Annotated in this window: 16 protein-coding genes and 1 pseudogene; 13 read left to right on the forward strand and 4 right to left on the reverse strand. The window is 67.7% G+C overall.

Annotated features, from left to right (window positions below):
• Window positions 1–1,049: 1,049 nt before the first annotated feature.
• Together AB0J87_RS06890 and AB0J87_RS06895 are read left to right on the forward strand one after the other, a co-directional pair.
• Window positions 1,050–1,409 (forward strand): YraN family protein, encoded by a 360-nt coding sequence (locus tag AB0J87_RS06890; protein ID WP_363962937.1) that lies wholly within the window; start codon window positions 1,050–1,052, stop codon window positions 1,407–1,409.
• Entirely contained in the window at window positions 1,410–2,945 is a 1,536-nt protein-coding gene (locus AB0J87_RS06895; protein WP_363962939.1) for a YifB family Mg chelatase-like AAA ATPase, read from the forward strand.
• Window positions 2,946–3,735: 790 nt separating this feature from the next.
• Here AB0J87_RS06895 and AB0J87_RS06900 read toward each other — a convergent pair.
• Window positions 3,736–4,233: a hypothetical protein gene (locus AB0J87_RS06900; protein ID WP_363962941.1), complete on the reverse strand. Its 498-nt coding sequence runs from the start codon at window positions 4,231–4,233 to the stop codon at window positions 3,736–3,738.
• Between AB0J87_RS06900 and dprA the strand changes: the two genes are divergently transcribed.
• From dprA to AB0J87_RS06915, 3 genes are all read left to right on the forward strand, one after another.
• On the forward strand, window positions 4,232–5,494 hold the full coding sequence (dprA, locus tag AB0J87_RS06905) for a DNA-processing protein DprA (RefSeq protein ID WP_363962943.1): 1,263 nt from the start codon (window positions 4,232–4,234) through the stop codon (window positions 5,492–5,494). The two genes, AB0J87_RS06900 and dprA, sit on opposite strands and share 2 nt — an antisense overlap.
• Before the next feature lie 1,920 nt (window positions 5,495–7,414).
• Complete coding sequence (locus AB0J87_RS06910) at window positions 7,415–8,308, forward strand: tyrosine recombinase XerC (RefSeq protein WP_355209907.1); 894 nt, start codon at window positions 7,415–7,417, stop codon at window positions 8,306–8,308.
• A 297-nt stretch (window positions 8,309–8,605) separates the two neighbouring features.
• Window positions 8,606–8,770 carry a hypothetical protein gene (locus AB0J87_RS06915; RefSeq protein ID WP_363963121.1) on the forward strand — a complete coding sequence of 55 codons (165 nt, stop codon included), beginning with the start codon at window positions 8,606–8,608 and terminating at the stop codon, window positions 8,768–8,770.
• A 308-nt stretch (window positions 8,771–9,078) separates the two neighbouring features.
• Here the strand turns inward: AB0J87_RS06915 and AB0J87_RS06920 are convergent.
• Window positions 9,079–10,062: pseudogene (locus tag AB0J87_RS06920) on the reverse strand (peptidoglycan DD-metalloendopeptidase family protein); the annotation flags it as partial.
• A gap of 348 nt (window positions 10,063–10,410) precedes the next feature.
• On the opposite strand from AB0J87_RS06920, the gene AB0J87_RS06925 reads away from it, so the two are divergent.
• Complete coding sequence (locus tag AB0J87_RS06925) at window positions 10,411–11,514, forward strand: epoxide hydrolase family protein (RefSeq protein WP_363962945.1); 1,104 nt, start codon at window positions 10,411–10,413, stop codon at window positions 11,512–11,514.
• Between the two features lie 84 nt (window positions 11,515–11,598).
• On the opposite strand, the gene AB0J87_RS06930 is transcribed toward AB0J87_RS06925, so the two are convergent.
• Window positions 11,599–13,305, reverse strand: a complete 1,707-nt coding sequence (locus AB0J87_RS06930) for an MFS transporter (RefSeq protein ID WP_363962947.1) — start codon at window positions 13,303–13,305, stop codon at window positions 11,599–11,601.
• A gap of 523 nt (window positions 13,306–13,828) precedes the next feature.
• On the opposite strand from AB0J87_RS06930, the gene AB0J87_RS06935 reads away from it, so the two are divergent.
• The 6 genes from AB0J87_RS06935 to AB0J87_RS06960 all read left to right on the forward strand — a co-directional run bounded on the left by AB0J87_RS06935 (window position 13,829) and on the right by AB0J87_RS06960 (window position 20,448).
• The gene (locus AB0J87_RS06935; protein WP_363962949.1) at window positions 13,829–14,437 is read left to right on the forward strand and encodes a helix-turn-helix domain-containing protein; all 609 of its coding nucleotides are present in this window, start codon (window positions 13,829–13,831) and stop codon (window positions 14,435–14,437) included.
• A gap of 587 nt (window positions 14,438–15,024) precedes the next feature.
• The gene (gene rpsB, locus AB0J87_RS06940) at window positions 15,025–15,951 is read left to right on the forward strand and encodes a 30S ribosomal protein S2 (protein ID WP_363962951.1); all 927 of its coding nucleotides are present in this window, start codon (window positions 15,025–15,027) and stop codon (window positions 15,949–15,951) included.
• A gap of 959 nt (window positions 15,952–16,910) precedes the next feature.
• A complete protein-coding gene (gene tsf, locus AB0J87_RS06945) occupies window positions 16,911–17,744 on the forward strand; it encodes a translation elongation factor Ts (protein WP_350739053.1) in 834 nt (277 codons plus the stop codon).
• Between the two features lie 207 nt (window positions 17,745–17,951).
• Entirely contained in the window at window positions 17,952–18,650 is a 699-nt protein-coding gene (pyrH, locus tag AB0J87_RS06950) for a UMP kinase (RefSeq protein ID WP_219912434.1), read from the forward strand.
• Window positions 18,651–18,693: 43 nt separating this feature from the next.
• The gene (frr, locus tag AB0J87_RS06955; protein WP_192790776.1) at window positions 18,694–19,251 is read left to right on the forward strand and encodes a ribosome recycling factor; all 558 of its coding nucleotides are present in this window, start codon (window positions 18,694–18,696) and stop codon (window positions 19,249–19,251) included.
• Between the two features lie 357 nt (window positions 19,252–19,608).
• Window positions 19,609–20,448 (forward strand): phosphatidate cytidylyltransferase, encoded by an 840-nt coding sequence (locus tag AB0J87_RS06960; RefSeq protein WP_363962954.1) that lies wholly within the window; start codon window positions 19,609–19,611, stop codon window positions 20,446–20,448.
• On the opposite strand, the gene AB0J87_RS06965 is transcribed toward AB0J87_RS06960, so the two are convergent.
• Window positions 20,449–21,471, reverse strand: coding sequence for a suppressor of fused domain protein (locus AB0J87_RS06965; RefSeq protein WP_363962956.1), 1,023 nt, complete (start codon window positions 21,469–21,471; stop codon window positions 20,449–20,451).
• 120 nt (window positions 21,472–21,591) lie between these two features.
• Between AB0J87_RS06965 and rlmN the strand changes: the two genes are divergently transcribed.
• Window positions 21,592–22,692: a 23S rRNA (adenine(2503)-C(2))-methyltransferase RlmN gene (rlmN, locus tag AB0J87_RS06970; RefSeq protein WP_363962958.1), complete on the forward strand. Its 1,101-nt coding sequence runs from the start codon at window positions 21,592–21,594 to the stop codon at window positions 22,690–22,692.
• Window positions 22,693–22,702 lie beyond the last annotated feature (10 nt).

A 22,702-nucleotide genomic window follows, 5' to 3' on the forward strand; every position in this document is an offset into this window, starting at 1 on the left:
CTACTGTGCACTGCCCCGGCAAGCCGTCACCGTGCACTGCCCCGGCAAGCCGTCCCGTGCGCCATGCGAGGCGGCCAGCGCCGCGTACCCACACTCATGAGCCCACCGCGCCCTATCGCGTCCCAGAAGGCCTCATGTCGGCGCTGTGGCGCCCGGATGGCTCAACGCGGCGTACAGCCCTCAACCGCCACCCGCATCCACCCCTGTGAGCCAGCCGCCAACCCTGGTGCGCCGGTCAGGTCGACTGACGCCGCGAACCACTCCCACGAGCGTCATCAGTCAGGTCCCCAAGCTGCCATCTTGCATCGGCCGTTGCGAGCCAGGGCTGAGGCTCCTCGCCGCTCGATGAGCGACACAATCCACCGCCACAAGCCGCGATAACGCACAGCCGCAGCAACCCACGCATACCCGCAGGCCTGCCCACAGCCCCCACGGCCCGCGTCATCCACGGCCCGCGTCATCCACGGCCCGCGTCATCCACGGCCCGCGTCATCCACGGCCCGCGTCATCCACGGCACCACGCTGCCTCCCGGTACCACCGCCCCCCGGTACCACACCCCCCCGGCACCGCGTCGAGCCATGGCACCGTGCCCACAGCCACACCACCTATGCCCACATGCGACCAACTGGCCGAAACGCCAGACACCACAGCCATCGGCACTGCAAACCCTCACCCGACGAACCGGACCCACGGCCCCAGACCGCTGGCCAGGACCGCTGGCCAGGACCGCTGGCCCTCAGACCGTCGGCCCCTGCCTGACCGGAGCCTCGTCCACGGACCCGTGGCCCCCCACCGCGTGAGGCCCGTGCGACCGAGCCACCCGCGGACCAGCACAGCCGAGCCTCAGCCCCCACCCATCCCCCGACCCAGAACCGCGCCATCCAATACCGCGAATCGCAACCCCGCCCGTCCGCAACCCCGCTATCCACAACCGAGCCCTTGACCCACCCCCACCATCCCCAGAACCCCGTTCGGCCCCACCCCCACCACCCCTCATCCACGAAAGTCGGTGCCCGGACCAGCACCAGACCGACGACGGAGGTGGCATATGGCCGCGAAACACGACCAAGACCTCGGCAAACAAGGCGAACAGGTAGCGGTGACCTACCTGGAGGCCGAGGGGATGCAGATAATCGCCCGCAACTGGCGCTGTCGCCACGGCGAGATCGACATCATCGCCGAAGAAGGCGCCACCCTGGTCGTCGTCGAGGTCAAAACCCGATCGGGCAGATCTCACGGCACAGCCCTGGAATCCGTGAGCCCGGTCAAGCTGGCCAGGCTGAGGATGCTCGCGGCCAAGTGGCTGGCCGCGCAGCCGCGCACGTTCCGCACCGTACGGGTGGACGTGGTCGCCCTCGAGCGTTTCGCCGGTGACTTCGCCCTGAGTCACGTACGGGGGGCGATCTAGATGGCCGTGGCCCGCACGCGCAGCGTGGCCGTGATCGGAGTCGCCGGCCGCACCGTCGAGGTCGAGGCGGACGTGGGCAACGGCCTGGCCGGCATCCACCTCATCGGCCTCCCCGACACGGCGCTCAGCGAGGCCCGAGATCGGGTCAGGTCCGCGATGGTCAACAGCGCGTATCCCTGGCCCGACGCCCGCATCATCGTCAGCCTCTTCCCGGCCAGCCTCCCCAAGCGCGGTTCCCAGTTCGATCTCGCCATAGCCGTGGCCATTCTGGGCGCCGCTGGCGTGATCCCAGCCGAGCGCATCGCAGAGCCGTTCTTCCTGGGTGAGCTCGGCCTCGACGGCCGCATCAGACCTGTACGCGGTGTGCTGCCCTCCATCCTCGGTGCGGCCAAACACGGTGACGTCACAGTCGTCGTCCCCGCCGCGAACTCAGCCGAGGCCGCCCTGGTGCCCAACGTCAAAGTGATCCCGATTTCGCACCTCCGCCAGCTCGTGGAGTGGCTGCGCAGGGGAGACGACGAGCCCGAGCCCCGGGTCGAGGAGTGCGCCGAGTTGCCCAAGTCCACCGACGGCACGACGGTGGATCTTGCGGACGTCGTGGGCCAGCCGGTCGCCCGACGGGCTCTGGAGGTGTGCGCGGCAGGCGGCCACAACCTCTGGATGCTCGGCCCGCCGGGCACCGGCAAGACCATGCTGGCCGAACGCCTCCCCACCCTCCTGCCGGACCTGGAGCTCGACCACGCCCTGGAGGTCACGGCCATCCACTCCGTCGCGGGCGCCCTGCCGCCGAACGCTCCCATGATGAGCAGACCCCCGTTCGTCAGCCCTCACCACACGGCGACGTCCGCCGCGATCATCGGCGGAGGCAGCGCGATCGTACGTCCAGGAGCGGTCTCCCTCGCCCACAGAGGCGTCCTCTTCCTGGACGAGGCTCCCGAGTTCCCCCGCCACGTGCTCGACGCCCTCCGGCAGCCTCTGGAGTCCGGCCGCGTGACGGTGTCGAGGTCTGCGGGCTCGGTCACGTTCCCGGCCAGGTTCATGCTCGTCATGGCCGCCAACCCCTGCCCGTGCGCCCAGGCCGAGGACCAAGGGGATACCTGCAAGTGCACCCCCACGATCAAGCGCCGCTACCTGGGCAGGCTCTCCGGCCCGCTCCTGGACCGCATAGACATGAAGGTCACCGTGGTCCGCTCGTCCAGACGCGAACTCCTGGCCGACCGCCAGTTCGTAGAAACGAGCAAGACAGTGGCCGAACGCGTCCTCCTGGCCCGCGAACGCGCCGCCAAACGCCTGACCGGCACGCCCTGGCGCACGAATGCCGAAATCCCCTCCTCCCTGCTCCACTCCGACTACCGCCCGTCCAACGAGGCCATGAAACCCATGACGTCCTGCCTCGACTCCGGCACCCTCACCGCCCGCGGCTTGGACCGCGTCGTACGCGTGGCATGGACCCTCGCCGACCTGGCCGACAAGGACACCCCGGAGGAGGACGAAACCAACGCCGCCCTCAGCTTCTGGCTAGGGGTGAAGTCCTAACACCCACCCCACACGCGCCCCATCAGCACACGACGTGCTTGGCACCGCGACGTGCTCCAGCACCGCGACGTGCTCCAGCACCGCGACGTGCTTGGCACCGCGACGTGCTTGGCACCGCGACGTGCTCCAGCACCGCGACGTGCTTTGGCACTACGACGCGCTCCGGCACCATGACCTGCTCCCGCACTACGACCAGGTCTTCATCCCGTTCAGCTCTCGCCGCCCACCCCATCCCTCCAGGAGCCCTCATGCCCAGCTCAATCCCGGAAGCTGACACACCCCTCGTACCCCCACCAGCCGCTACCCCTGGCCTACCGCGGTCAGACGCTCCACAAAGCCCCCATCCGGACCACGGCATGACCCATGCGCCTACCGAAACAGCCTTGACCAACACCCTTCCAGCAGCCGCCGAGACCGCTCCAGCCGCCAACACGGGTACCGCCACGGCCACGACCACCTGCACAAGCCCCGATACGCTCGGCGAACTGGGTACCGCCGCTGTCGCCTGCACGAGCCTCCCCACCTCCGCCGAAACGGGTGTCACCCCCGCCATCAGCGCAGGCAATGGCACCGCCACAGTCGCCTACACAAGCCGCACTAGCGCTGGCACTGCCACAGAAACCGCTACCGGCATGGGCGAGGGCGTCGCCGTCGACGCCGGCATTACTCCCGTCGATCAGCTGCGGGAAACGCCTGAGCCCACTAGCACCACCCCAACGGTCAGCGATACGCAGCATGAGCCCGCAACTAAGCCCGAAAGCGAAACCAAGCATCAGCCCGTGATCATGCCTCAGACGGGGACCACCGCCCAAACCACATCCACAACTTCGCCCCGACCTGCCGCGCCGTCGCCGCCGCCGTTGTCCTCGCCCACAACCACTACCGCCACCTCATCCACTACCGCCACCCCATCCACTACCGCCGCCCCAGCTACGATCTCCACCCCATCCACCGCTCCCGCGCCAGCCACCACATCCCCCGCTCCAGCCAACGTCGCCACCGCACCGTCCACGATCGTCATCCCGGCCACCACCGCTAACACCGCCGCGATCACCACCTCGCCCGCGATCACCACCTCGCCCGCGATCACCACCTCGCCCGCGATCACCACCTCGCCCGCGATCACCACCTCGCCCACGACCAGTACCTCGGCTGCGGTCGCCACCTCGCCCGCCATCACCCCCTCGGCTACGGTTGCCCCCTCGGCCAGGGTTGCTGCATCGGCCACTACATCGACCTCGGCCTCAACCTCGGCCAGAAGCGAAACTGAGGCCAGAGCCGCGCTCATGAGGGCGGCGGACGTCGGCGACCCCATCATGGGCCGTCTAGTGATGCTGTACGGGGCCTCATCGGTAGTGGAGGCGATCCGCGCCCGCACTCTGCCACCAGAGTTCGTAGCCCAGGAAGTCAAGCGGGCTCAGGAAGCCCACCAAGATCGTCCCCCTGACCTCACCGCCCGTCTCAATGCCTGGCACGCCCGCCTGGCAGCGGCCAACCCAGCAGCAGACCTCGAAAACGGAGAAAGGTCCGGAGCCCGATTGGTCACCCCGGGAAGCCCGGAATGGCCCACCCAACTCGACCAACTAGGCCCTGGCCGCCCCCTCGGTCTGTGGCTTCATGGCACGGCCGACCTGCGCTTCTCCTGTCTCAAGTCGGTGGCGGTCGTCGGAGCGCGAGCCGCCACGTCGTACGGCACCCACATCGCAGCCGAGTTCGGCGTCGGTCTCGGCGAGTCGGGCTGGACCGTTGTGTCGGGCGGTGCCCACGGTGTGGACGGTGCGGCTCACCGAGGAGCCCTGGCCGCCAACGCACCAACGGTCGTAGTCCTGGCCTGCGGTGTGGACATCTGTTACCCGGCGAGCCACGAAGTCCTGTTCGCCGCCGTTAGAGATCGGGGCGTCGTGATCAGCGAATGCCCGCCCGGCGTCCACCCCACCCGAGCCCGCTTCCTCATCAGAAACCGCCTGATAGCCGCCCTGTCGAGGGGGACGGTAGTGGTCGAGGCAGCCCTACGCAGCGGAGCCCTCAACACAGCCGCCCACGCCGTATCGCTCAACAGACACCTGGCGGCCGTCCCTGGCCCGGTCACCTCGAGCATGTCGGCCGGCTGCCACAAGCTTCTCCGCGATCGCAAAGCCGTATGCGTAACCTCTCCGGAGGAAATGATCGACCTGGTCGGCGTAATAGGCGACGACCTGGCCTCTCAGTCCCGAGCTCCTGCAGTCCCCAGAGACAAACTTAACGAACCCACCCGAAAAGTCCTCGACGCGATCCCCAGCCGAGGCGGCGCAGGTCCTGCGTCCATAGCGGTCGCCGCAGGGCTAAGCCTGGACGCCACCCTGAGCGCCTTGGGCGGCCTAGCAGCCGCGGGCTACATAGAACGAACCACAAACGGCTGGCGCCTCCGCAAACAGTTCGCCTCTTACCCCAAAGCCCCCGATTCCGCAGCCCCAGAACCCCCAGCCATCCCCGAGCCCGACGCATCCGACGACCCCCCGTTCCCAGACGACGACTTCCCCCTCGAGCCCGAGCAGCACGGTTGGCGCTGAGGCACAATCAATCCACCTCTGAAAGCGCCCGGACCGAGCCAATGCGACGGCCGCTACGGCCCGAGAAACTGCTGCCCGATCGGTACAGGGCCCTCGGGCAGGGAATGGCCCGCCAGCTCGGGCTCGGAATGGCCCGCCAGTTTGGGCTCGGAATGGCCCGCCAGTTTGGGCCGGGAATGGCCTGTCAGGCTGCCAACCATGCGCCGACAGTCGGCTGTGATGTACGGGGATGGCGTCCGACGCGACGGAGCCTTGAGAACTGGGCAACGGCTTGTCACGTGGGTAGCGGCCCGCGATGCTCTGGTCGGCGGTCGGCGGTCGGCGGTCGGCGGTCGGCGGTCGGCTGGACGTCGGCTGGACGGCGGCTGGACGGCGGGCTGGTTTGCGGTGGGCTGGACGTCGGCTGGACGGCGGGCTGGTTTGCGGTGGGCTGGACGGTGGGCTGGACGGCGGGCTGGACGGCGGCCGGCGGGGGCTGGACGGTGTGTCGCCGTCTGACGGACAACTCCGGTCCGGACAAGACCGCCGAGTTCGTCCATGCAGTGGGCTGGGCGGTGGGTGGGGACAATTGTCTGACCGGCTAAGACCGTTTGGTACGAGGCGAGGGTGTCCGTTCGGGCGATGCCATAAGTCACCGCCGCTGAGACATGGAGGCAGGTGAACATACTCCTGCAAGTCAGCCTCCGCGGGACGTAACCCCGCGCCCGGGCCGCCGCCACGCATTCGAGTCCCGCCGCGCCCGGCGTTCTTGTTTTCGAGGAGCGCATAGATGCTCCAGAGTCCGTCGTTTCTGAAGTGCTCTCAGTCTTTGCCGGCACCTATCGCTGCGTTCCCTCGCGGCCTCAACCACATCCTCAGACCGCGCGTCCGCTGATCCGCCGGAGAGTGCGCCCGGCGTCCAGGAGTCGGTGGACGCAGTGGGGCTGAGGGAGGTTTTCTCCACGCTTAAATGTCGGCCGCTTCAACTGGTGAATGTCAGCGGAACGACGAAGATGTCAGTGAAATCAGGGATGTGAAGGGCTTTGTCTGTGCTGGTCAGAGCATTGATCATAGGCTGCGACAAAGTCGGGGTCACCGGTTACAGATCCCCTTCGCGAACCAGCGCTCGCGGGGCAGACTGATGTCTGCGGCCATCGCTTTGCTCTCCTTCGGTCTCGACTTAGGCCCTCGAAGGAGCAAGCGATGGCCGTCACCATTTCCCAGCTCCTCGCTCTTGAACTTCCACCTCCACGCTCGTGAGCGGTCGTTCGAGTTCGCTTGGTCCTATGGTGCAAACCACGATCAAGTTGAGGCGGCACTGCGCCTACTACTGTCATGGCCGAAAGGGTCCAGGGCGAAGATGCGCGGCCAGGCGGTGTGACTCCACTCCATAGTGCTGGGTCGGCTCAACGCGGGAAGGCAGCGTGAACCGCCCCGACTTCGATGGAGGCCTTGGTGTGCCCCGACTTCGGTGGAGTCGCTGGTGCGCCCCGGGTTGAGTGGAGGTGGTCCATGCCAGGGTGGAGGGCCCCGGAGCCGTTCACCACGGCACCGACGAGAACCCGCAACCTGGCCGACTTCGAACGGGTCTCCGAGGTGCCGCTAGCTCGGGGCGCTGCCCGTGACGCTGGTCGCGGGGTTCGTGCTCGTGGCGGAACGGGATGGACAGCTGCGGGCCCCGGTCGAGGGCCTGGCCTGGCGCGGAATCGGGTTCTGGGCACCACCGGGGCTGGCGAACCTGACGCGAATTGACCTGAGACAGGGCAAACCAGGTGCTGGTTGACCACGGGCAGGGTTGGCTCCTGGTTGAGAGGTGAGGTGTTGTTCTGACTCCGGTGGTTATGAGTTGTTCCTGGGATGGGGTTGAGCTTGAGTGGCGGGTGAAGTTTTTCCTGCCTGTCATGGCTTGGCAGTGGGAGGGATCGGAGTGGGGGTTCTGGGATGAGTGGGGGTGTCGGTCGTGAAGAAGTGGTGGGGGAGTTCGGGCGGCATCTGCGGATTGAGCGGGATCTTTCGCAGCACACGGTGCGGGCCTATCTGAGTGACGTGAACTCCTTGCTTGATCATGTGGATGGGCGGCTGGAAGGACTTGATATCGGGGTGCTTCGTGAGTGGCTGGCTGAGCAGTATCGGGCCGGCAAGGCTCGGGCCACGCTGGCGCGGCGGACCGCTTGCGTTCGTACCTTTACCGCCTACTGCTACCGCCGCGGCTGGCTTGCGGCCGATCCGGGGTTGTTGCTGGGCAGCGCGAAGGCGGCTCGGCCGTTGCCTGCTGTTCTCGCTCCGGAGCAGGCGCAGGCTGTCCTGGAGGTGCCCTCGGCTGGGGAGCCGAAGGAACTTCGAGATCAAGCCCTTCTTGAGTTGCTGTACGCCACCGGTGTGCGGGTGAGTGAGTTGTGCGGGCTCGACGTCGATGACGTGGATCGGGATCGGCATGTCATCCGGGTCCTGGGAAAAGGGCGCAAGGAACGGTCTGTGCCCTTTGGGCTGCCTGCTCTTCGGGCGGTGGACAAGTGGTGCATTCATGGGCGGCCGTTGTGGGTTCGGGCGCGGTCAGGGGCTGCGCTCTTCCTTGGGGTACGGGGTGGCCGCATCGATGCGGGGACTATTCGGCGGGTCGTGCATGCGCGGCTGGCTCAGGTGGAGGGGGCTCCGGACATGGGGCCGCATGGGTTGCGGCACAGTGCGGCGACCCACTTGCTTGAGGGTGGTGCGGATCTACGGAGTGTTCAGGAGTTGCTTGGCCATGCGTCTCTGAACACCACGCAGATCTATACGCATGTCTCGATCGAGCGGCTGCGGGCGGCTTACCGACAGGCGCATCCGAGGGCCTGACGAGGGATAGCGATGATCGAGCGTGCGAGTACGTCGATGGTTGGTTGGATGCGTCGTCGGATGATCTTCTAATTTCTGTCGGTTGCGGATTTGCGGTGGCGGCCGGACTTCGCGTGGGTGGTTGTGGGGCGGCTGGGCGCTGGGTGTTTCTCACCACGGTGCCGGACGCCGGTGTTCGCGGGCCCTTGCTCTTCTCCTGTGGTGGCGCGGTGCTGGCCCCTTCTTCGGGGACGGTGGTCTGTTCGAGTACGTCTGTGGCTGCGCAGGGCTGTGATCAGGAGACCTATCCCTAGCAGGGTGCCGAGGCCAATTGCCGATGTCGTGGTGGTGGTCGAGGCCGAGCGGGTCAGGAAGTCGAGCGTCGGGGTGGCGAGAGCGGGGTGGTGTCTCCGGCGTGAGGTGGTGGGGGTGAAGGAGCCGGCGGCTGCCAGGGGGTGGCGCTGGCTTGGCGTGCTGTCGTGACGGCTTGGCGATGGGGTGTGCCGGGGCAGGCTGTGGGTCCCGTACTTGATCAAGGTGAGGGTGAGTGGGGTGGCGGCCAGGGCTCTTGGCGTTGCTGGTGGTGCAGGGCCGAGGATGGCTGGGGATCTTTGTGGCTGTGTGGTGAGCGGTCTGGTGGTCTCCTCGGCTGGCGGTTGGAGGAAATGCTCGTGCTCGTCGACATCCCGTAGAGAGTGCTCATGCACGGGCGGGAGCGGGTTCTCGTCTTCGTGCCAGAAGGGGAGGAGGCGGATGGTCGCCTGGCCCAGAAGCAGGAGGGGATCGAGGTAATGGGTGCCGCGTCGGAGGCCCCAGTGCAGGCAAGATTCCCGGCAGTGGCCTGGTGAGGCTTCTACGACGCCGAGCCTGGATCCCGGGGCGACGGGTTGGCCTCGCCGTACGGACGCCTTGACAAGGAGGTACGTCGTACGGAGGCCGCCCTCGTGCTCGACGGTGACCACCCCTATTCCGGCTACGGGGCCGGCGAAGCGGATTGTGCCGGGGCCGGCTGCCAGGACTGGGGTGGATGGGGCAGCGGCCAGGTCGATGCCGCGGTGTCCGGCAAGCCAGGGCTCGGGCGGTGGGGTGAAGCGGCGCAGCACGTGGGGGTGTCCGTCCAGTGGCCAGCGCCATGTGGGTGGAGATGCTCTCGCCGGGGGAGCGGGGAGAAGAAGGATCGCGGCGGCAGCGAAGAGCAGCGTTGTCAGGGCGCCTTGGGCTGCCGTGAGGGCATGGCGAGGGTGGGGCGACATGGCTCTTTGCCCGGCGGTGGGGGCCTGGCCAGTACGGAGTGGTGCGGGTTCTTGGCTGGGTGCGGGGGCTTGGCGAGGGCGGGGTGGTGTGGCCTTTTGCCTGGGTGTGAGGGCTTGGCCAGCGAGGGTTTGGCGAGGGTGGGGCGGCATGGCTTTTTGCCTGGGGGTGGGGGACTGGCCAGTACGGGGAGGTGTGGGTTCTTGGCTGGGAATGGGGGCTTGGTGAGTGGGGGGTGGTTCGTCTTCTCGGGGTGGATTGAGGGGGCGGTGGGGTGGAGATGATGCGGCAGCTTGGGTCGGTTTGGGGAACTGGTGGGTGGGCGGTGGTGGGGTGCTCTGTGTTGCCTTGGGTGGGTAAGGCGTTCTGCTGGGGTGGAGTGTTTGGTGGAGGCTGCCCAGGGTGGCGGCGCTGATGGGGTGGGGGGTGTCGGGCTCTGGGGAGTGGGTGGGCCTTCTTTGGGCTGTGAGGGTGGTTGTTGATGCTGGTGGGTGGGTTGCCGGGGTGGGAGGGAGAGAGGTCATGGCGCGAGTTTGGTTGAGCGCGCCGGGGTGGTTGGGAGGCGAACGGGGTTCTGGGGATGAAGCGGGCGAGGTGTTTATGGGTTGTGGATAACTGGCTCGATGGCGGCTCGGGGCGGGATGAAGCGCTGCGATGATGAGGCTGCCGGTTCTGGCCTTGTGCAGGTCAGTGGGGAGGGGACACGCGCCGGACGGTCTGGTCGGGGCGCGTGAGTGGGGAACCGGCGGGGCTTTGCCGAGCCGGCGATTGCTGGGTGGATCGCAGGTGCTGAATCGTCGGCGGATTGCGGAAGGAAGTGTGCCGCATTGGCTCCTAGCGTGGTGAACACTCAAGCCGACAAGGAGCGTCAGATGGAGATTCGGCCGTTCACCATCGCTGTCCCTCAGCCCGACGTCGATGACCTGAAAGTCCGGCTGGCCCGGACTCGCTGGCCGGACGAACTACCCAGTATCGGGTGGAGTCGCGGGGTGCCGCTGGAGTTTCTGAAGGAGCTGGTTGCGTATTGGGCCGAGAGTTACGACTGGCGCGCTGCCGAGGCGCGGCTCAACGAGTACCCGCAGTTCATCACCGAGATCGATGGGCAGCGGATCCACTTCCTGCACGTCCGATCCGGCAACCCCGACGCTCTGCCGCTGGTGCTCACTCACGGCTACCCCAGCGCGTTCGCCGAGTTCACCATGCTGATCGAGCACCTGCGGCAGGACTTTCACGTGGTGGTCCCGTCACTGCCCGGCTTCGCCTTCTCCACGCCGGTGGGCGAGACGGGCTGGGCGATGGCTCGTACCGCTCGGGCCTGGATAGAGCTGATGCGGCGGCTCGGCTACGACCGATACGGTGTCCACGGCGGCGACATCGGCGCCGGGGTCTCCGGTGCGGTGGCAGGCCTTGACGGCGAGCATGTCGTGGGCGTTCATGCGGTGACCGATCCGTACACGGCGGCGGCCACGGCCACGTTCCTTCCCGGCATGGCTGACAGGCTCGACCCGGCGGACCCGGTCGACCAGGCGGCCCTGGAGCGGATGGCCGAGTTCCGCGCCGACGGCTCCGGTTATCTGGCGATCCAGAACACCCGCCCCCAGAACATCGGTTACCTGCTCAACGACTCGCCCGCCGGGCAGCTCGGTTGGATCGCAGAGAGCTTCGAGCGGTCGACCGACCTGCCCTACGACCGGGATCAGCTTCTCACGATCGCCAGCCTCTACTGGTTCACCGGCTCTGGCATCTCCGCCGCTCGATTCCTGTACGAACAGGCCCACTCTTCCGAGTGGGGTGCGCCGCCGGCCGTGCCGCAGGGTTTCGCGGTGTTCAGCGCCGATCCCACTGTCCGCAAGCTCGTCAACCCGCCCGCCGAGGCCCACTGGACGGAGTATGAGCGGGGTGGACACTTTCCGGCCATGGAGGCACCGGAGATGCTGGCGAAGGATCTGCGGGTCTTCTTCGGGGGTTTGAAGTGATCAAACGCCTCTGCTCGACCGCACTTTCGCCCGCCATCTGTTGGTTTCGGGACTCGGGTTGGGCTACGTCTGAGGGGTGGCGGGTCAGCGAGGGGCGTGGCGTTTGCAAGCGATCAAGGAGTTCATGGTTTGGGATGCAGGCGGCTCGCTGCTGGGTTTCGCCAGGCGGGTGGGGCGTGGTTGGCGGTGAGGGCGTAGGGGAGATGTCCAGATCCAGAGGGCGCTCAGGGCTATGCCTGCTGCGCAAATGAGGATGACCGGGCGTAGGCCGATGAATTCGGCGAGGATGCCGCCGGTTATGCCGCCGAGGGCCAGGACGCCTTGTACTGCGAAAGTCATGGTGGCGTTCACCCGGCCGCGGAGCTCTGGGGAGGTTTCGCGCAGGGTGATGGCGCCCATGCAGGTGGCGAAGGCTACGACGATGCCGCCTGTGATCGTTCCGGTTAGGGCGAGCAGCGAGAGTTTCCACCAAAGGGGGCCGGTCAGCAGGCCTACCGCGAGGATTTCGATGGGGAAGAAGAGCACCGAGACGAGCAGGATGCGGTTCTCGCCGTAGCGCTTGGACAGGCGGGCCGTGATCCAGGCGCCCAGCATGCCGCCGATGCCGCTCAGGGCGATGAGGGCGCCTAGCAGGGGCTTGGGGATGTTGAGCGCGTTCACCATGTAGAGCATGTAGATGGCCGTGTACGCCATGGCGAAGAAGTTGATCGTGACGCCTGCGCCCAGGAGAGCGCGGAGTACGGGATGGGTGACGCTGGTCCGCAGGCCCTCCATGACGTCGTTCCACATGCCTCGGGAGGTTGCCGGCTCGTTCTTCTCCGGGGTGCGGATGGCGCGGAGCAAGAGGGCTGAGGTCAGGAACGACAATGCCTCCGCCAACACGGCCAGCGGGGCCGTGAAGAGCTGAACCAGGAGACCGGCCAGGCTGGGGCCGCCGACCGACGCCACCGAGTAGGAGGCGTTCAATCCGGCCATCGCCTCGGTTCGCTGGGGAGGGGCGGCGACTGCTGCCACGTAGGGGAAGTTCGCGGCCCTGAAGAGTACGCCGGCTGCGCCGATCACCAGGGCCACGGTGATCAGCCATGCGACGCTGAGGAGGTCGAGGAGCCAGGCCAGGGGGACTGTGGCGGCGGCTGCGCATGAGACGAGTTCGCAGGCGATCATGAGAGGCCGGTGCCGGGTGAGCCGGTCCGCAATGGCGCCTGACTGGAGGCCGAACACGAGGGCGGGCACCGAGGCGGCGGCCGTCAGCAGGCCCATCTGGGAGGGGGAGGCGGCCAGCAGGGTCACCGCGGTCAGGGGGATGGCCAGCTTGGATACCTCCGAGCCGGTGACGGAGATCGTTCGGGCGGCCCAGAGGAAGCGGTAGTCGCGCTGTTTTCTGAGTGGGATGGGCGCGTCTGAGCTGCGGTCATCGTGGTTGGGGTGATTCGAGTCGGAGGTGTCGTTGGGAGCCGCGTGGTTGCGGCGGTTCGAGCTGGAGGTGCCGTCACGAGCTACGGGGTTGGGGTGGTTCGAGCTCGTGCTGGGGTCGTTGGAGGTGTCGTCGGGAGCTGCGTGGCTGGCGTGGTTTGAGTTGGGGGTGCTGTCGGGAGTTGCGTGATGGTGGCTCGAATCGGCGGTGGGGTCATCGGAGGTGCCGTCACGAGCAGCGTGCTTGGGGTCGGGGGTGTGGCGCCGGGGGATGTGGTGGGCACTGGCGGCGTGGTTGTCGTGAGGGGCGCGGTTTTCGTTAGTGAGGTTGCGGTCAGGCATTCGATCCTCGGTCAATGACGTGGCGGTCTCGGTCATGGCGGCTGCAGCCTCGGACGTGGCTGGCTGGAGGGATGGACTGAGCTGATTGGGGTCGGGCTTAGGCGCCGGCCTCGTGGCTGTTACTGGGGTGCGCGGCGGTAAGGGCCAGGTGGGTTGGTGGTTATGGGCACTTGGGCTGGTGTGCGGGGTTGGCGTTTGGTGGTGCTGGGTTGAGCGGGATTGGCCTGGTCGTTGGGTCTTTTGGCTGGTTATGGCTTGCGGGGGGTGCGGTCTCGTCGTCGGTTGTGGGTGCCCAGGCCGTGGGCCCGGGGGAGCGTCGGGCCGGTGGGTTGATCGCGGGTGGTGGGAGTGGCTTCGGCGTTGGTGTTGTGAGGGTGGGGGACGGGGCATTGGACGTATTGGTTGGCTGTGGGTGGGCGTGGTTTGGGGTGATTGACGAGCGTTCTGGCTGGTGCAGGGCATGGTGGAGTTGTGAAGGGAACGCTTCATAACTGTGAAGATATCCCTTCATAGTTATGAAGGCAATGCTTCACACCTTGGGACGGGTAATCTTGGCGGCATGAGTGAGGGGCTCAGTGATCCCAGGGCGATGCGGGCGCTGGCCCACCCGGCGCGCCTGATGATCCTCAATCGGCTGGGTCTCGAGGGCAGTGCCACTGCCACTGAAGTGGCGGAGATCGCGGGGATCACGCCCAGCGCCGCGAGCTATCACCTGCGCATGCTGGCCAAGTACGGGTTCGTGGAAGACGCGCCGCCGCGTGGCGACGGCAGGGAACGGCTGTGGAAGAGCGTGAACAAGCCGATCAGCGTCGGAGTCAAGCCGGGCGATCAGCCGGACGTACGGGATGCCAAGGTGGCTCTGATGCTGGCGTTCCGCCGGGAAGCGCATGAAGAGGCGGATCGCGCTATGGCGGCCGTTGAGGCTGAGCCTGATGAGTGGCGGGATGTCACCCGGTTCAACCGGATGCGGATCAGGGTCGACCCGGAGGAGCTGGCTCAGCTCAACGAGTCGATCGAGAAGCTGCTCGAGCCGTACCTCATTGCCAATCGCGATGAGAAGGCCGCGCCGAGCGGGGCCAGGATCGCCGAAGCGCAGCTGAACCTTTTCCCGGTCGCGAAGAGGCCGACGCCGGGGCTGCCTACCGAGGATCACGATGCGGCCGGCTGATGTGGAACCGGCAAGGGTGGGCGGAGGGCCTGTTGAGGCAGAGGTTGACGTGCGGGATTGTGCTCTGGTCTGCGGCTGAGGTGGTGGTTGGCGTGCGGGACCGTGTTCTGGTTCTCGGCAAGGGCGGGTGGAGGGCCAAGAGTGGGCGGAGGGCCTGGTTGAGACGGTGTTGACGTGCGGAATCGTGCTCTGGTCCGCGGGTTTGGTCGGGCGGTTCGTGGGGGTGAGCTGCCGGGCGTTGGTCGAGTTGCAGGAAGCGGCCGGTGTTGGCGCGGTGCATGTCAGATGTTGATGGTGTTTGGTGCCTTGATGACTGAGTGATCACGATGGGGGTGGGTGTGGGGGTGGAGAGCTGGATGTCTGATTGACCGTTGACGGTCAGGCTGGGCTGGTACGGGAGGTAGACTTTTCGGTGGCCTGTGACCACAGGCCGACTTCGCATGCCCCACTGCGGACCGCGCCATCGGTCCGGGCCATGGGCCCGGCTGGCGGGGTTTCGGGGCATCAGGGCGGCAGACGACGCGCTGCTGCGGCACAACCGAGAACCGCGCCCTTCCGCAGGGCGCCAAGACCTGGAGGACCAGCACATGGCCCCCGTCGTCACCATGCGACAGCTGCTTGAGAGCGGCGTTCACTTCGGTCACCAGACCCGGCGCTGGAACCCGAAGATGAAGCGATTCATCTTCACCGAGCGCAACGGCATCTACATCATTGACCTGCAGAAGTCGCTCTCTTACATCGACCGCGCGTACGACTTCGTCAAGGAGACCGTCGCCCACGGCGGCACCATCCTGTTCATCGGCACCAAGAAGCAGGCTCAGGAGGCCATCTCCGAGCAGGCTGCCCGAGTCGGGATGCCGTACGTCAACCAGCGCTGGCTGGGCGGCATGCTCACCAACTTCTCCACCGTGCACAAGAGGCTTCAGCGGCTGAAGGAGCTCGAGGAGCTCGACTTCGACAACGTCGCGGGCTCGGGGCTCACCAAGAAGGAGCTCCTCATGCGCCGTCGCGAGAAGGACAAGCTCGAGCGCACGCTCGGCGGTATCCGTGACATGGGCCGCGTGCCCAGCGCCGTGTGGGTCGTCGACACCAAGAAGGAGCACATCGCGATCAGCGAGGCCAAGAAGCTTGGCATCCCTGTGGTCGCGATCCTCGACACCAACTGCGACCCCGACGAGGTCGACTACCCGATCCCGGGCAACGACGACGCCATTCGCGCCGTCGGTCTGCTGACCAGGGTCGTCGCCGACGGTGTCGCGGCCGGTCTGATGGCTCGCTCCGGCGCCGCCCGCGGTGACGAGAAGCCTGCCGCCGCCGAGCCGCTGGCCGAGTGGGAGCGCGAGCTCATCGAGCAGGGCACCGGCGAGGCCGCTGCCGAGGCGCCGGCTGAGGCGCCGGCCGAGGCTGAGGCGCCCGCCCCCGCGGCCGAGGCTGCTCCTGAGGCCGCTCCTGCGGCTGAGGCGGCCCCCGCGGAGGAGGCTGCTCCTGAGGCTGACGCCGAGCCGCAGGCCTGACGTCAGCGCTCAGGTACCCGGGGTTTCCCAGGTACGGGCCCGTCCCGGTCGGGTGGGTGAAGAGTCCACCAGGCAGGGCGCGCGCCTTGCTCCGGCGAACGGAACGGCAGGACGAGGGATGTCCCTGGTCCTGCCATGACCGGGCAAGGAACGGGCCACGAAGACAAGTGAACGGTTGAGCGAGGGGCCGCGGCCTCGCCGGGTGAGTGATCGCCAGGCGAGGACGCTTCCCAGTCAGGCAAGGACCAAGAGCCGGGCTGAGATCGAGGCTCAAGGTTCAGGGCCGATGCCGATGCCGAGGCTGAGGCTGTGAGCCGGGATCTGGGCCGTAGGTCAAAGGCCTGGGCCGTGGTCCAGGGCCGGGTCTGTGAGGTCGCGGTTCAAGGGCCGTGGTCCAGGGCTGGGCCCGTGAGGTCGCGGTTCAAGGGCCGCGGTTCAGGGCCGGGTCCGTGAGGTCGCGCTTCAAGGCCCGGGGCCGAGGCCCTGAGTCGAGGTTCGGGCCGGGGCCTGAGGCCCGGGTCCCGGGCCGGGGCCTCAGGTCTGAGTCCCGGGCTGGGGTTGTGAGCCGAGGTCTGGGTTGCGATCCAGGGTTGGGTCGCAGGCCGGGCCGGTGGTGAGCCGGGCCGTTCCGGGTGACCGGGACGGATGACCGGGCCGGGTTGGACCGGGTAGTTCAGCGGGCCAGGGTGGCCGGCCGGGCCGGAGAGGGCGGGCTTGCCCGAACCGGGCGCGGCGGGCCGGCCGGGTGGCGTCGGTGCTGGCTGGTGATGGTCCAGGATGGTAAGCCAGGGCGAGGCTGGGCAGTATGCCAGGCGAGCCGGGCCCCGAAACGCAAGACAGAGGCTGACGCAAGACAAAGGCTTCCGTACGGCAAGCGCCCGCCGTACGAACCAAGGGTGAGCAGGCGTGCCGTTGCCCACCTGATCCACGACGACGACGAAATCCCACAAGGAAAAGCAATGGCTTCCGTGAACATGGCCGATGTCAAGCGGCTTCGCGAAATCACCGCTGCCGGCATGATGGACTGCAAGAAGGCGCTCGAGGAGTCCGAGGGTGACTTCGACCGCGCTATCGAGCTCCTGCGCCTCAAGGGCGCCAAGGACGTAGGTAAGCGCGAGGCCCGCACCGCCTCCAACGGCCTGGTCGCGCTCAAGCAGGACGGCGACTCCGCTGCCGCGCTGCTCGAGCTCAACTGCGAGACCGACTTCGTGGCCAAGGGCGAGCGCTTCCAGGAGCTGGCCGCCCAGGTTGTCGAGCACATCCTCGAGACCAAGCCCGCCGACGTGGCGTCGCTGCTCGAGTCGTCCTTCGACGGCAAGAGCGTCAAGGAGCACCTCGACGTCGCCAACGCCGCGCTCGGCGAGAAGATCGAGATCCGCCGGTTCGCGGTCCTCGAGGGCGGCTACATCGGTGCTTACATGCACAAGACCGACCCGGCGCTGCCGCCGGCCGTCGGCGTGCTGATCCAGCTCGACAAGCCGAACGCCGAGGTCGCCAAGGACATCGCGCAGCACGCCGCCGCGATGGCCCCGCAGTACCTCAAGGCTGCCTCCGTCCCGGCCGACGTGGTCGAGAAGGAGCGCAAGCTCTTCGAGGAGATGACCCGCGAGGAGGGCAAGCCCGAGGCTGCCATCTCCAAGATCGTCGAGGGCCGAGTGAACGGCTGGTACAAGGACTTCACCCTCCTCCAGCAGGCCTTCGTCAAGGACAACAAGAAGAGCGTGGGCAAGTACGCCGAGGAGAACGGCGTCGAGGTCCAGGCCTTTGTCCGCTTCAAGGTCGGTCAGGCTTAGGCTTAGGCAAGCAACCGGCCAGGCAGGCCCGCCGCTCAAGGCGGGCTGCCCGGCCAAGGCAAGAAGCAAGCCGACAGCCTGAACTTGATTCACCGAACGAAGGAGGCCGCCGCCGTGCAGGACCACCGGGAGCCAGCCCACGAATCCACACGGACGGCGGCTTCCTCATCTCAAAATCCGCACAACCCGCTCAGATGGAAGCGGGTGATGCTGAAGTTGTCAGGAGAGGCGTTCGCCGGTAGCGAGCCGCTGGGCATCGATCCGGTGATCGTCGATCATCTGGCCGATTCGATCGCCGAGGCCGTCAAGGAAGGCGTACAGGTCGCGGTCGTGGTCGGCGGCGGCAACATGTTCCGCGGCGCCACCCTGTCGCAAGGAGGCATCGACCGCGCCAGAGCCGACTACATGGGCATGCTCGGCACGGTCATCAACTGCCTGGCCCTACAGGACTTCCTCGAGCGGCGGGGCGTCGAGACGCGCGTCCAGACCGCCATCACCATGCAGCAGGTAGCCGAGCCGTTCCTGCCGCGCCGCGCGATCAGGCACCTCGAGAAGGGGCGCGTGGTCATCTTCGGCGCGGGGCTCGGCTCGCCGTACTTCTCCACCGACACCGCGGCGTCCCAGAGGGCCCTGGAGATCGGCGCGGAGGCGCTGCTCAAGGGAACGCAGGTGGACGGGATCTACGACTCCGATCCACGCAAAAATCCGGATGCGGTCAGGTTCGACCACCTTGATTACGGCGAGGTGCTGCTCCGCGACCTCGCTGTCATGGACGCCACCGCGATCAGCCTGTGCAAGGACAACGACCTGCCGATCGTGGTCTTCGACCTCATGGGCGAGGGCAACATCCTGCGAGCGGTACGCGGTGAGAAAATCGGCACGCTGGTGAGTCCCGCAGGCAAATGAGGGAGCGAGCCCGACACCGCCAGCTAGAAGACAGGGAGCCGCTGTGATCGACGAAACCCTCCTCGAAGCCGAGGAAAAAATGGACAAGGCCGTCTCGGTCGCGAAGGAGGACTTCGCGACCATCCGTACGGGCCGCGTCACCCCCTCGATGTTCAACAAGATCAACGCCGAGTACTACGGCACGCCGACGCCGATCCAGCAGCTGGCGTCGTTCCATGTGCCGGAGGCGCGCATGGTGCTCATCCAGCCTTTCGACAAGAGTTCGATGGGCGCCATCGAGAAGGCCATCCGCGACTCCGACCTCGGTGTCAACCCCACCGACGACGGCCAGGTGATCCGCGTGACGTTCCCGGAGCTCTCCGAGGAGCGGCGCAAGGAGTACATCAAGGTCGCCAGGAACAAGGGCGAGCATGCCAAGGTGTCGGTGCGCAACATCCGCCGCTCCGCCAAGGAAGTCCTCGACAAGATGATCAAGGACGGCGAGGCGGGGGAGGACGAGGTCAGGCGGGCCGAGAAGGAGCTCGACGACCTCACCCAGAAGCACGTCGCGAAGATCGACGAGCTGCTCAAGCACAAGGAAGCCGAGCTGCTCGAAGTCTGAGCGGCACGCCGCACGGCGGACCGCGTACGATGGGCCGCCGCAGGCAGCAGGCCTACGGTGGTCGCGTTGGGCCGGCCGCCGCAGGCGGCGGTTCGCGCCTACGGCGGGTCGTCGCGGGCGGTGGTTCGCACTTCCGCGGGTCGTCGTAGGCGGCGGTTCGTGCCTGCGGCGGGTTGTCGTGGGTAAGGGGTTCGTGCCTGCGGCGGGTTGTCGTGGGTAAGAGGTTCGTGCCTGCGGCGGTCGTCGTGGGTAGCGGCTTGGGCCTGCGGTGGTCGCGTTGGGCTGGCCGCCGCAGGTAGCGGGTCTTGAACGGCCCTCGCCCCGAGTGGCGGGGGCCGTGGCTCTTGGAGAAACTCTGTGGAAGAACGTACGGCTGACACCAGCTCGAGCGGCGGCGGCCGTACCGGAAGGAACCTGCCCGCCGCGATCGCGGTCGGTGTGGTGCTGGGCGCGCTGGTCATCGGCACGATCTACACGATCAAGGAGCTGTTCCTCCCGGTGGTCGCCGCTGCCGTGAGCGTCGGCGCGATGGAGCTGATCAAGGCCTTCGCCACGCGTGGGATCAAGGTGCCCGCCGTGCCGGTGCTCGCGGGCCTGGTGGCGATGCATGCGGGCGCGTACTGGGGCGGGCCGACGTGGCTGCTGGCCACGTTCGCGGTGTTCGCGTTGGTGCTCCTGGTCTGGCGCATGTTCAGCGACGGGACCGACGGTTACGTACGGGACGCGTCGGCCTCGGTGCTCACGCTGTTCTATCCCGCCATGCTCGCGGCGTTCGTGCCCATGATGCTGCGGCTCCACGACGGCGACCACCGGGTGCTGATCTTCATCGCGGTGACCGTGGCCAGCGACATCGGCGGCTACTTCGCGGGCGTGCTGTTCGGCCGGCACAAGATGACGGCGATCAGCCCGAAGAAGACCTGGGAGGGGCTCGCCGGGTCGGTGATCGCGTGCACGGCCGTCGGGGCGTGGCTGGTGGTCTGGCTCATGCACGGCGCCATCTGGCAGGGCGCGCTGATCGGCGCGCTGGCGGCGGTGCTGGCCACCGTGGGCGACCTGATCGAGTCGATGATCAAGCGGGATCTCGGCATCAAGGACCTGGGCACGATCCTGCCCGGCCACGGCGGTCTGATGGACCGGCTCGACTCGCTGGTGACGACGCTGGTGCCGGTCTGGCTGCTGATGACGCTGTTCTTCTAGCTACCGCTGCTGCGCCTCCAGCGTCTCGGTGGTGACCGGTGAGAGCCAGAGCCACCGTACGGCCTCACCCCCGAACGCGAATCCTGACATGTCTGGCATGTGGGGTGCGTTGGCCAGCATCAGGACCCCCGAATACCGCGGCCCCAACGGGAACGTCGAAGGCTCGTGATACCACTTCGCCGTGTGCCCGTGGCCGAGCCACGTGACCGAGTGCCACGGATACTGCGACAGCCACACCAGCAGCAGCGCCGCGTCGCGCGGGTCCTCGCGGGTGGCCACGGCCAGCTCGATCCTGGCGTACGCGCCCGGCTTGTCGATCCACTGCTCGACCGTGGGCATGCGCTGGCAGCTCATCCCCACCGTGGACAGCACGGTGTAGGCGCGGCCCTGATGCGGCGGCCGTTCGGTGATGCCGACGGTCGGCAGCCGCTCGCCGCTGGCGTCCCAATAGCGTCCCGCGGGACCGAGCGCCCCGTCCAGATGCCCCATCACGAACTGCTGGAACGACGGCCACGACCCCTCGCTGTGCCGCCAGCCCCAGTAGGACCTGGCGTTGGAGAGGCGGGGCTGCAGCCCTTCGAGAGCCTCAGACAGCGCCCACGCGAACGGCGACTCGCCCACCGCGTCGCGGGCGTAGCCGGGCATGCCCCTGCTCATGTCGGCCCAGCCGGGGATGACCGCCAGCAGCTCCTCGTCCTCGTACAGGGCGACCCCGTCCCCCTCCTCGAACCACAGCGCGGTGAGCTGCCCGAGCGGCCTGCGGCCGTCCGGGTGGAGGGTGTTGGCCCTGGGCATCAGCGGCGGCAGGCCGGCGTTGATGCGGGCCAGGTCGACCACCGCCGGGGCGGGGCGATGGTTGGCCAGCCAGACGGCGCCGTGCACCGTGCCGTCGGGCGAGCACAGGTAAGCTACCGAGGAGTCCTCGTCACGCTCGACCACGAGCGTCCGGCTGCCGTACGGGTTACCGGCGGCGAGAACGACCTCGGCGCCACCCTCGCCAGATGCCGACCGAAAAATCGCCATACGTGATGACTGTAGATCCGGTGGCAGCCACGATGCGAGCCGTACCGTAACCAGGAATGCCACCTCCGATCCGAACGTTCATTACCCTGATTGACAGCCACTCAAAGCAAAGGCAGGAACGTGTCCCAGCCCCCAGGCCAGCTCACCTTCGTCGCGCCCCGGCGGGCCAAGCCCGCACGGCACCTGGCCGACCTGTCGATGGCCGACCGGCGGGCCGCGGTCACCGAGCTGGGCGAGAAGGCGTTCCGCGCCGACCAGCTCTCGCGCCACTACTTCGAGCGGCTCACCACCGACGTCGGCGCGATGACCGACCTGCCGGCGGCCTCCCGCGAGAAGCTGGCCGCGCTCCTGCCCGACCTGCTGACCTCGGTCAGGGAGATGACCACCGACCGGGGCACCACGCGTAAGACGCTGTGGCGGCTGTTCGACGGGGCGCTGGTCGAGTCGGTGCTCATGCGCTATCCCGACCGGGTCACGATGTGCGTGTCCTCGCAGGCCGGCTGCGGCATGAACTGCCCCTTCTGCGCCACCGGCCAGGCCGGCCTCACCCGCAACATGTCCACCGCCGAGATCGTCGAGCAGGTCGTCGCCGGCGCCCGGGCGCTGGCGGCCGGCGAGGTGCCCGGCGGGCCCGGCCGGGTGAACAACGTCGTGTTCATGGGCATGGGAGAGCCGCTGGCCAACTACAAGCAGGTCATCGGGGCGGTGCGGCGGCTGGTGGAGCCCGCGCCGCACGGGCTGGGCATCTCGGCCCGGGGCGTCACCGTCTCCACCGTCGGGCTGGTGCCCGCGATCGGCAAGCTCGCCGACGAGGGGCTGCCCGTCACGCTGGCGCTGTCGCTGCACGCGCCCGACGACGAGCTGCGTGACACGCTGGTGCCGATCAACACGCGGTGGAAGGTGTCCGAGGTCCTCGACGCGGCGTGGGCGTACGCGGCGAAGACCAAGCGGCGGGTCTCGATCGAGTACGCGCTGATCAAGGACATCAACGACCAGGAGTGGCGGGCCGACCTGCTCGGCAAGCTGGTCCGGAACAAGCTCGTGCACGTCAACCTGATCCCGCTCAACCCGACCCCGGGATCGAAGTGGACGGCTTCCCGGCCTGAGGACGAGCGGGCGTTCGTGCGGCGGCTGGAGTTCCACGGCGTGCCCGTGACGGTACGCGACACGCGCGGCCGCGAGATCGACGGCGCCTGCGGCCAGCTCGCGGCCGCCGAATAACCCACCCGCC

It is taken from the genome of Nonomuraea sp. NPDC049625, assembly GCF_040675285.1.
In the GTDB taxonomy this organism is placed as follows: Bacteria; Actinomycetota; Actinomycetes; order Streptosporangiales; family Streptosporangiaceae; genus Nonomuraea; species Nonomuraea angiospora_A.

Bases quoted from the DNA above. Each gene is read 5' to 3' on its own strand.
- tsf (WP_350739053.1), top strand. From the start codon at position 16,911: ATGGCTTCCGTGAACATGGCCGATGTCAAGCGGCTTCGCGAAATCACC.
- AB0J87_RS06930 (WP_363962947.1), bottom strand. From the start codon at position 13,305: ATGACCGAGACCGCCACGTCATTGACCGAGGATCGAATGCCTGACCGC.
- AB0J87_RS06900 (WP_363962941.1), bottom strand. From the start codon at position 4,233: ATGAGCGCGGCTCTGGCCTCAGTTTCGCTTCTGGCCGAGGTTGAGGCC.
- dprA (WP_363962943.1), top strand. From the start codon at position 4,232: ATGAGGGCGGCGGACGTCGGCGACCCCATCATGGGCCGTCTAGTGATG.
- AB0J87_RS06935 (WP_363962949.1), top strand. From the start codon at position 13,829: ATGAGTGAGGGGCTCAGTGATCCCAGGGCGATGCGGGCGCTGGCCCAC.
- pyrH (WP_219912434.1), top strand. From the start codon at position 17,952: ATGCTGAAGTTGTCAGGAGAGGCGTTCGCCGGTAGCGAGCCGCTGGGC.
- AB0J87_RS06965 (WP_363962956.1), bottom strand. From the start codon at position 21,471: ATGGCGATTTTTCGGTCGGCATCTGGCGAGGGTGGCGCCGAGGTCGTT.
- AB0J87_RS06910 (WP_355209907.1), top strand. From the start codon at position 7,415: ATGAGTGGGGGTGTCGGTCGTGAAGAAGTGGTGGGGGAGTTCGGGCGG.
- AB0J87_RS06890 (WP_363962937.1), top strand. From the start codon at position 1,050: ATGGCCGCGAAACACGACCAAGACCTCGGCAAACAAGGCGAACAGGTA.
- rpsB (WP_363962951.1), top strand. From the start codon at position 15,025: ATGGCCCCCGTCGTCACCATGCGACAGCTGCTTGAGAGCGGCGTTCAC.
- AB0J87_RS06895 (WP_363962939.1), top strand. From the start codon at position 1,410: ATGGCCGTGGCCCGCACGCGCAGCGTGGCCGTGATCGGAGTCGCCGGC.
- AB0J87_RS06925 (WP_363962945.1), top strand. From the start codon at position 10,411: ATGGAGATTCGGCCGTTCACCATCGCTGTCCCTCAGCCCGACGTCGAT.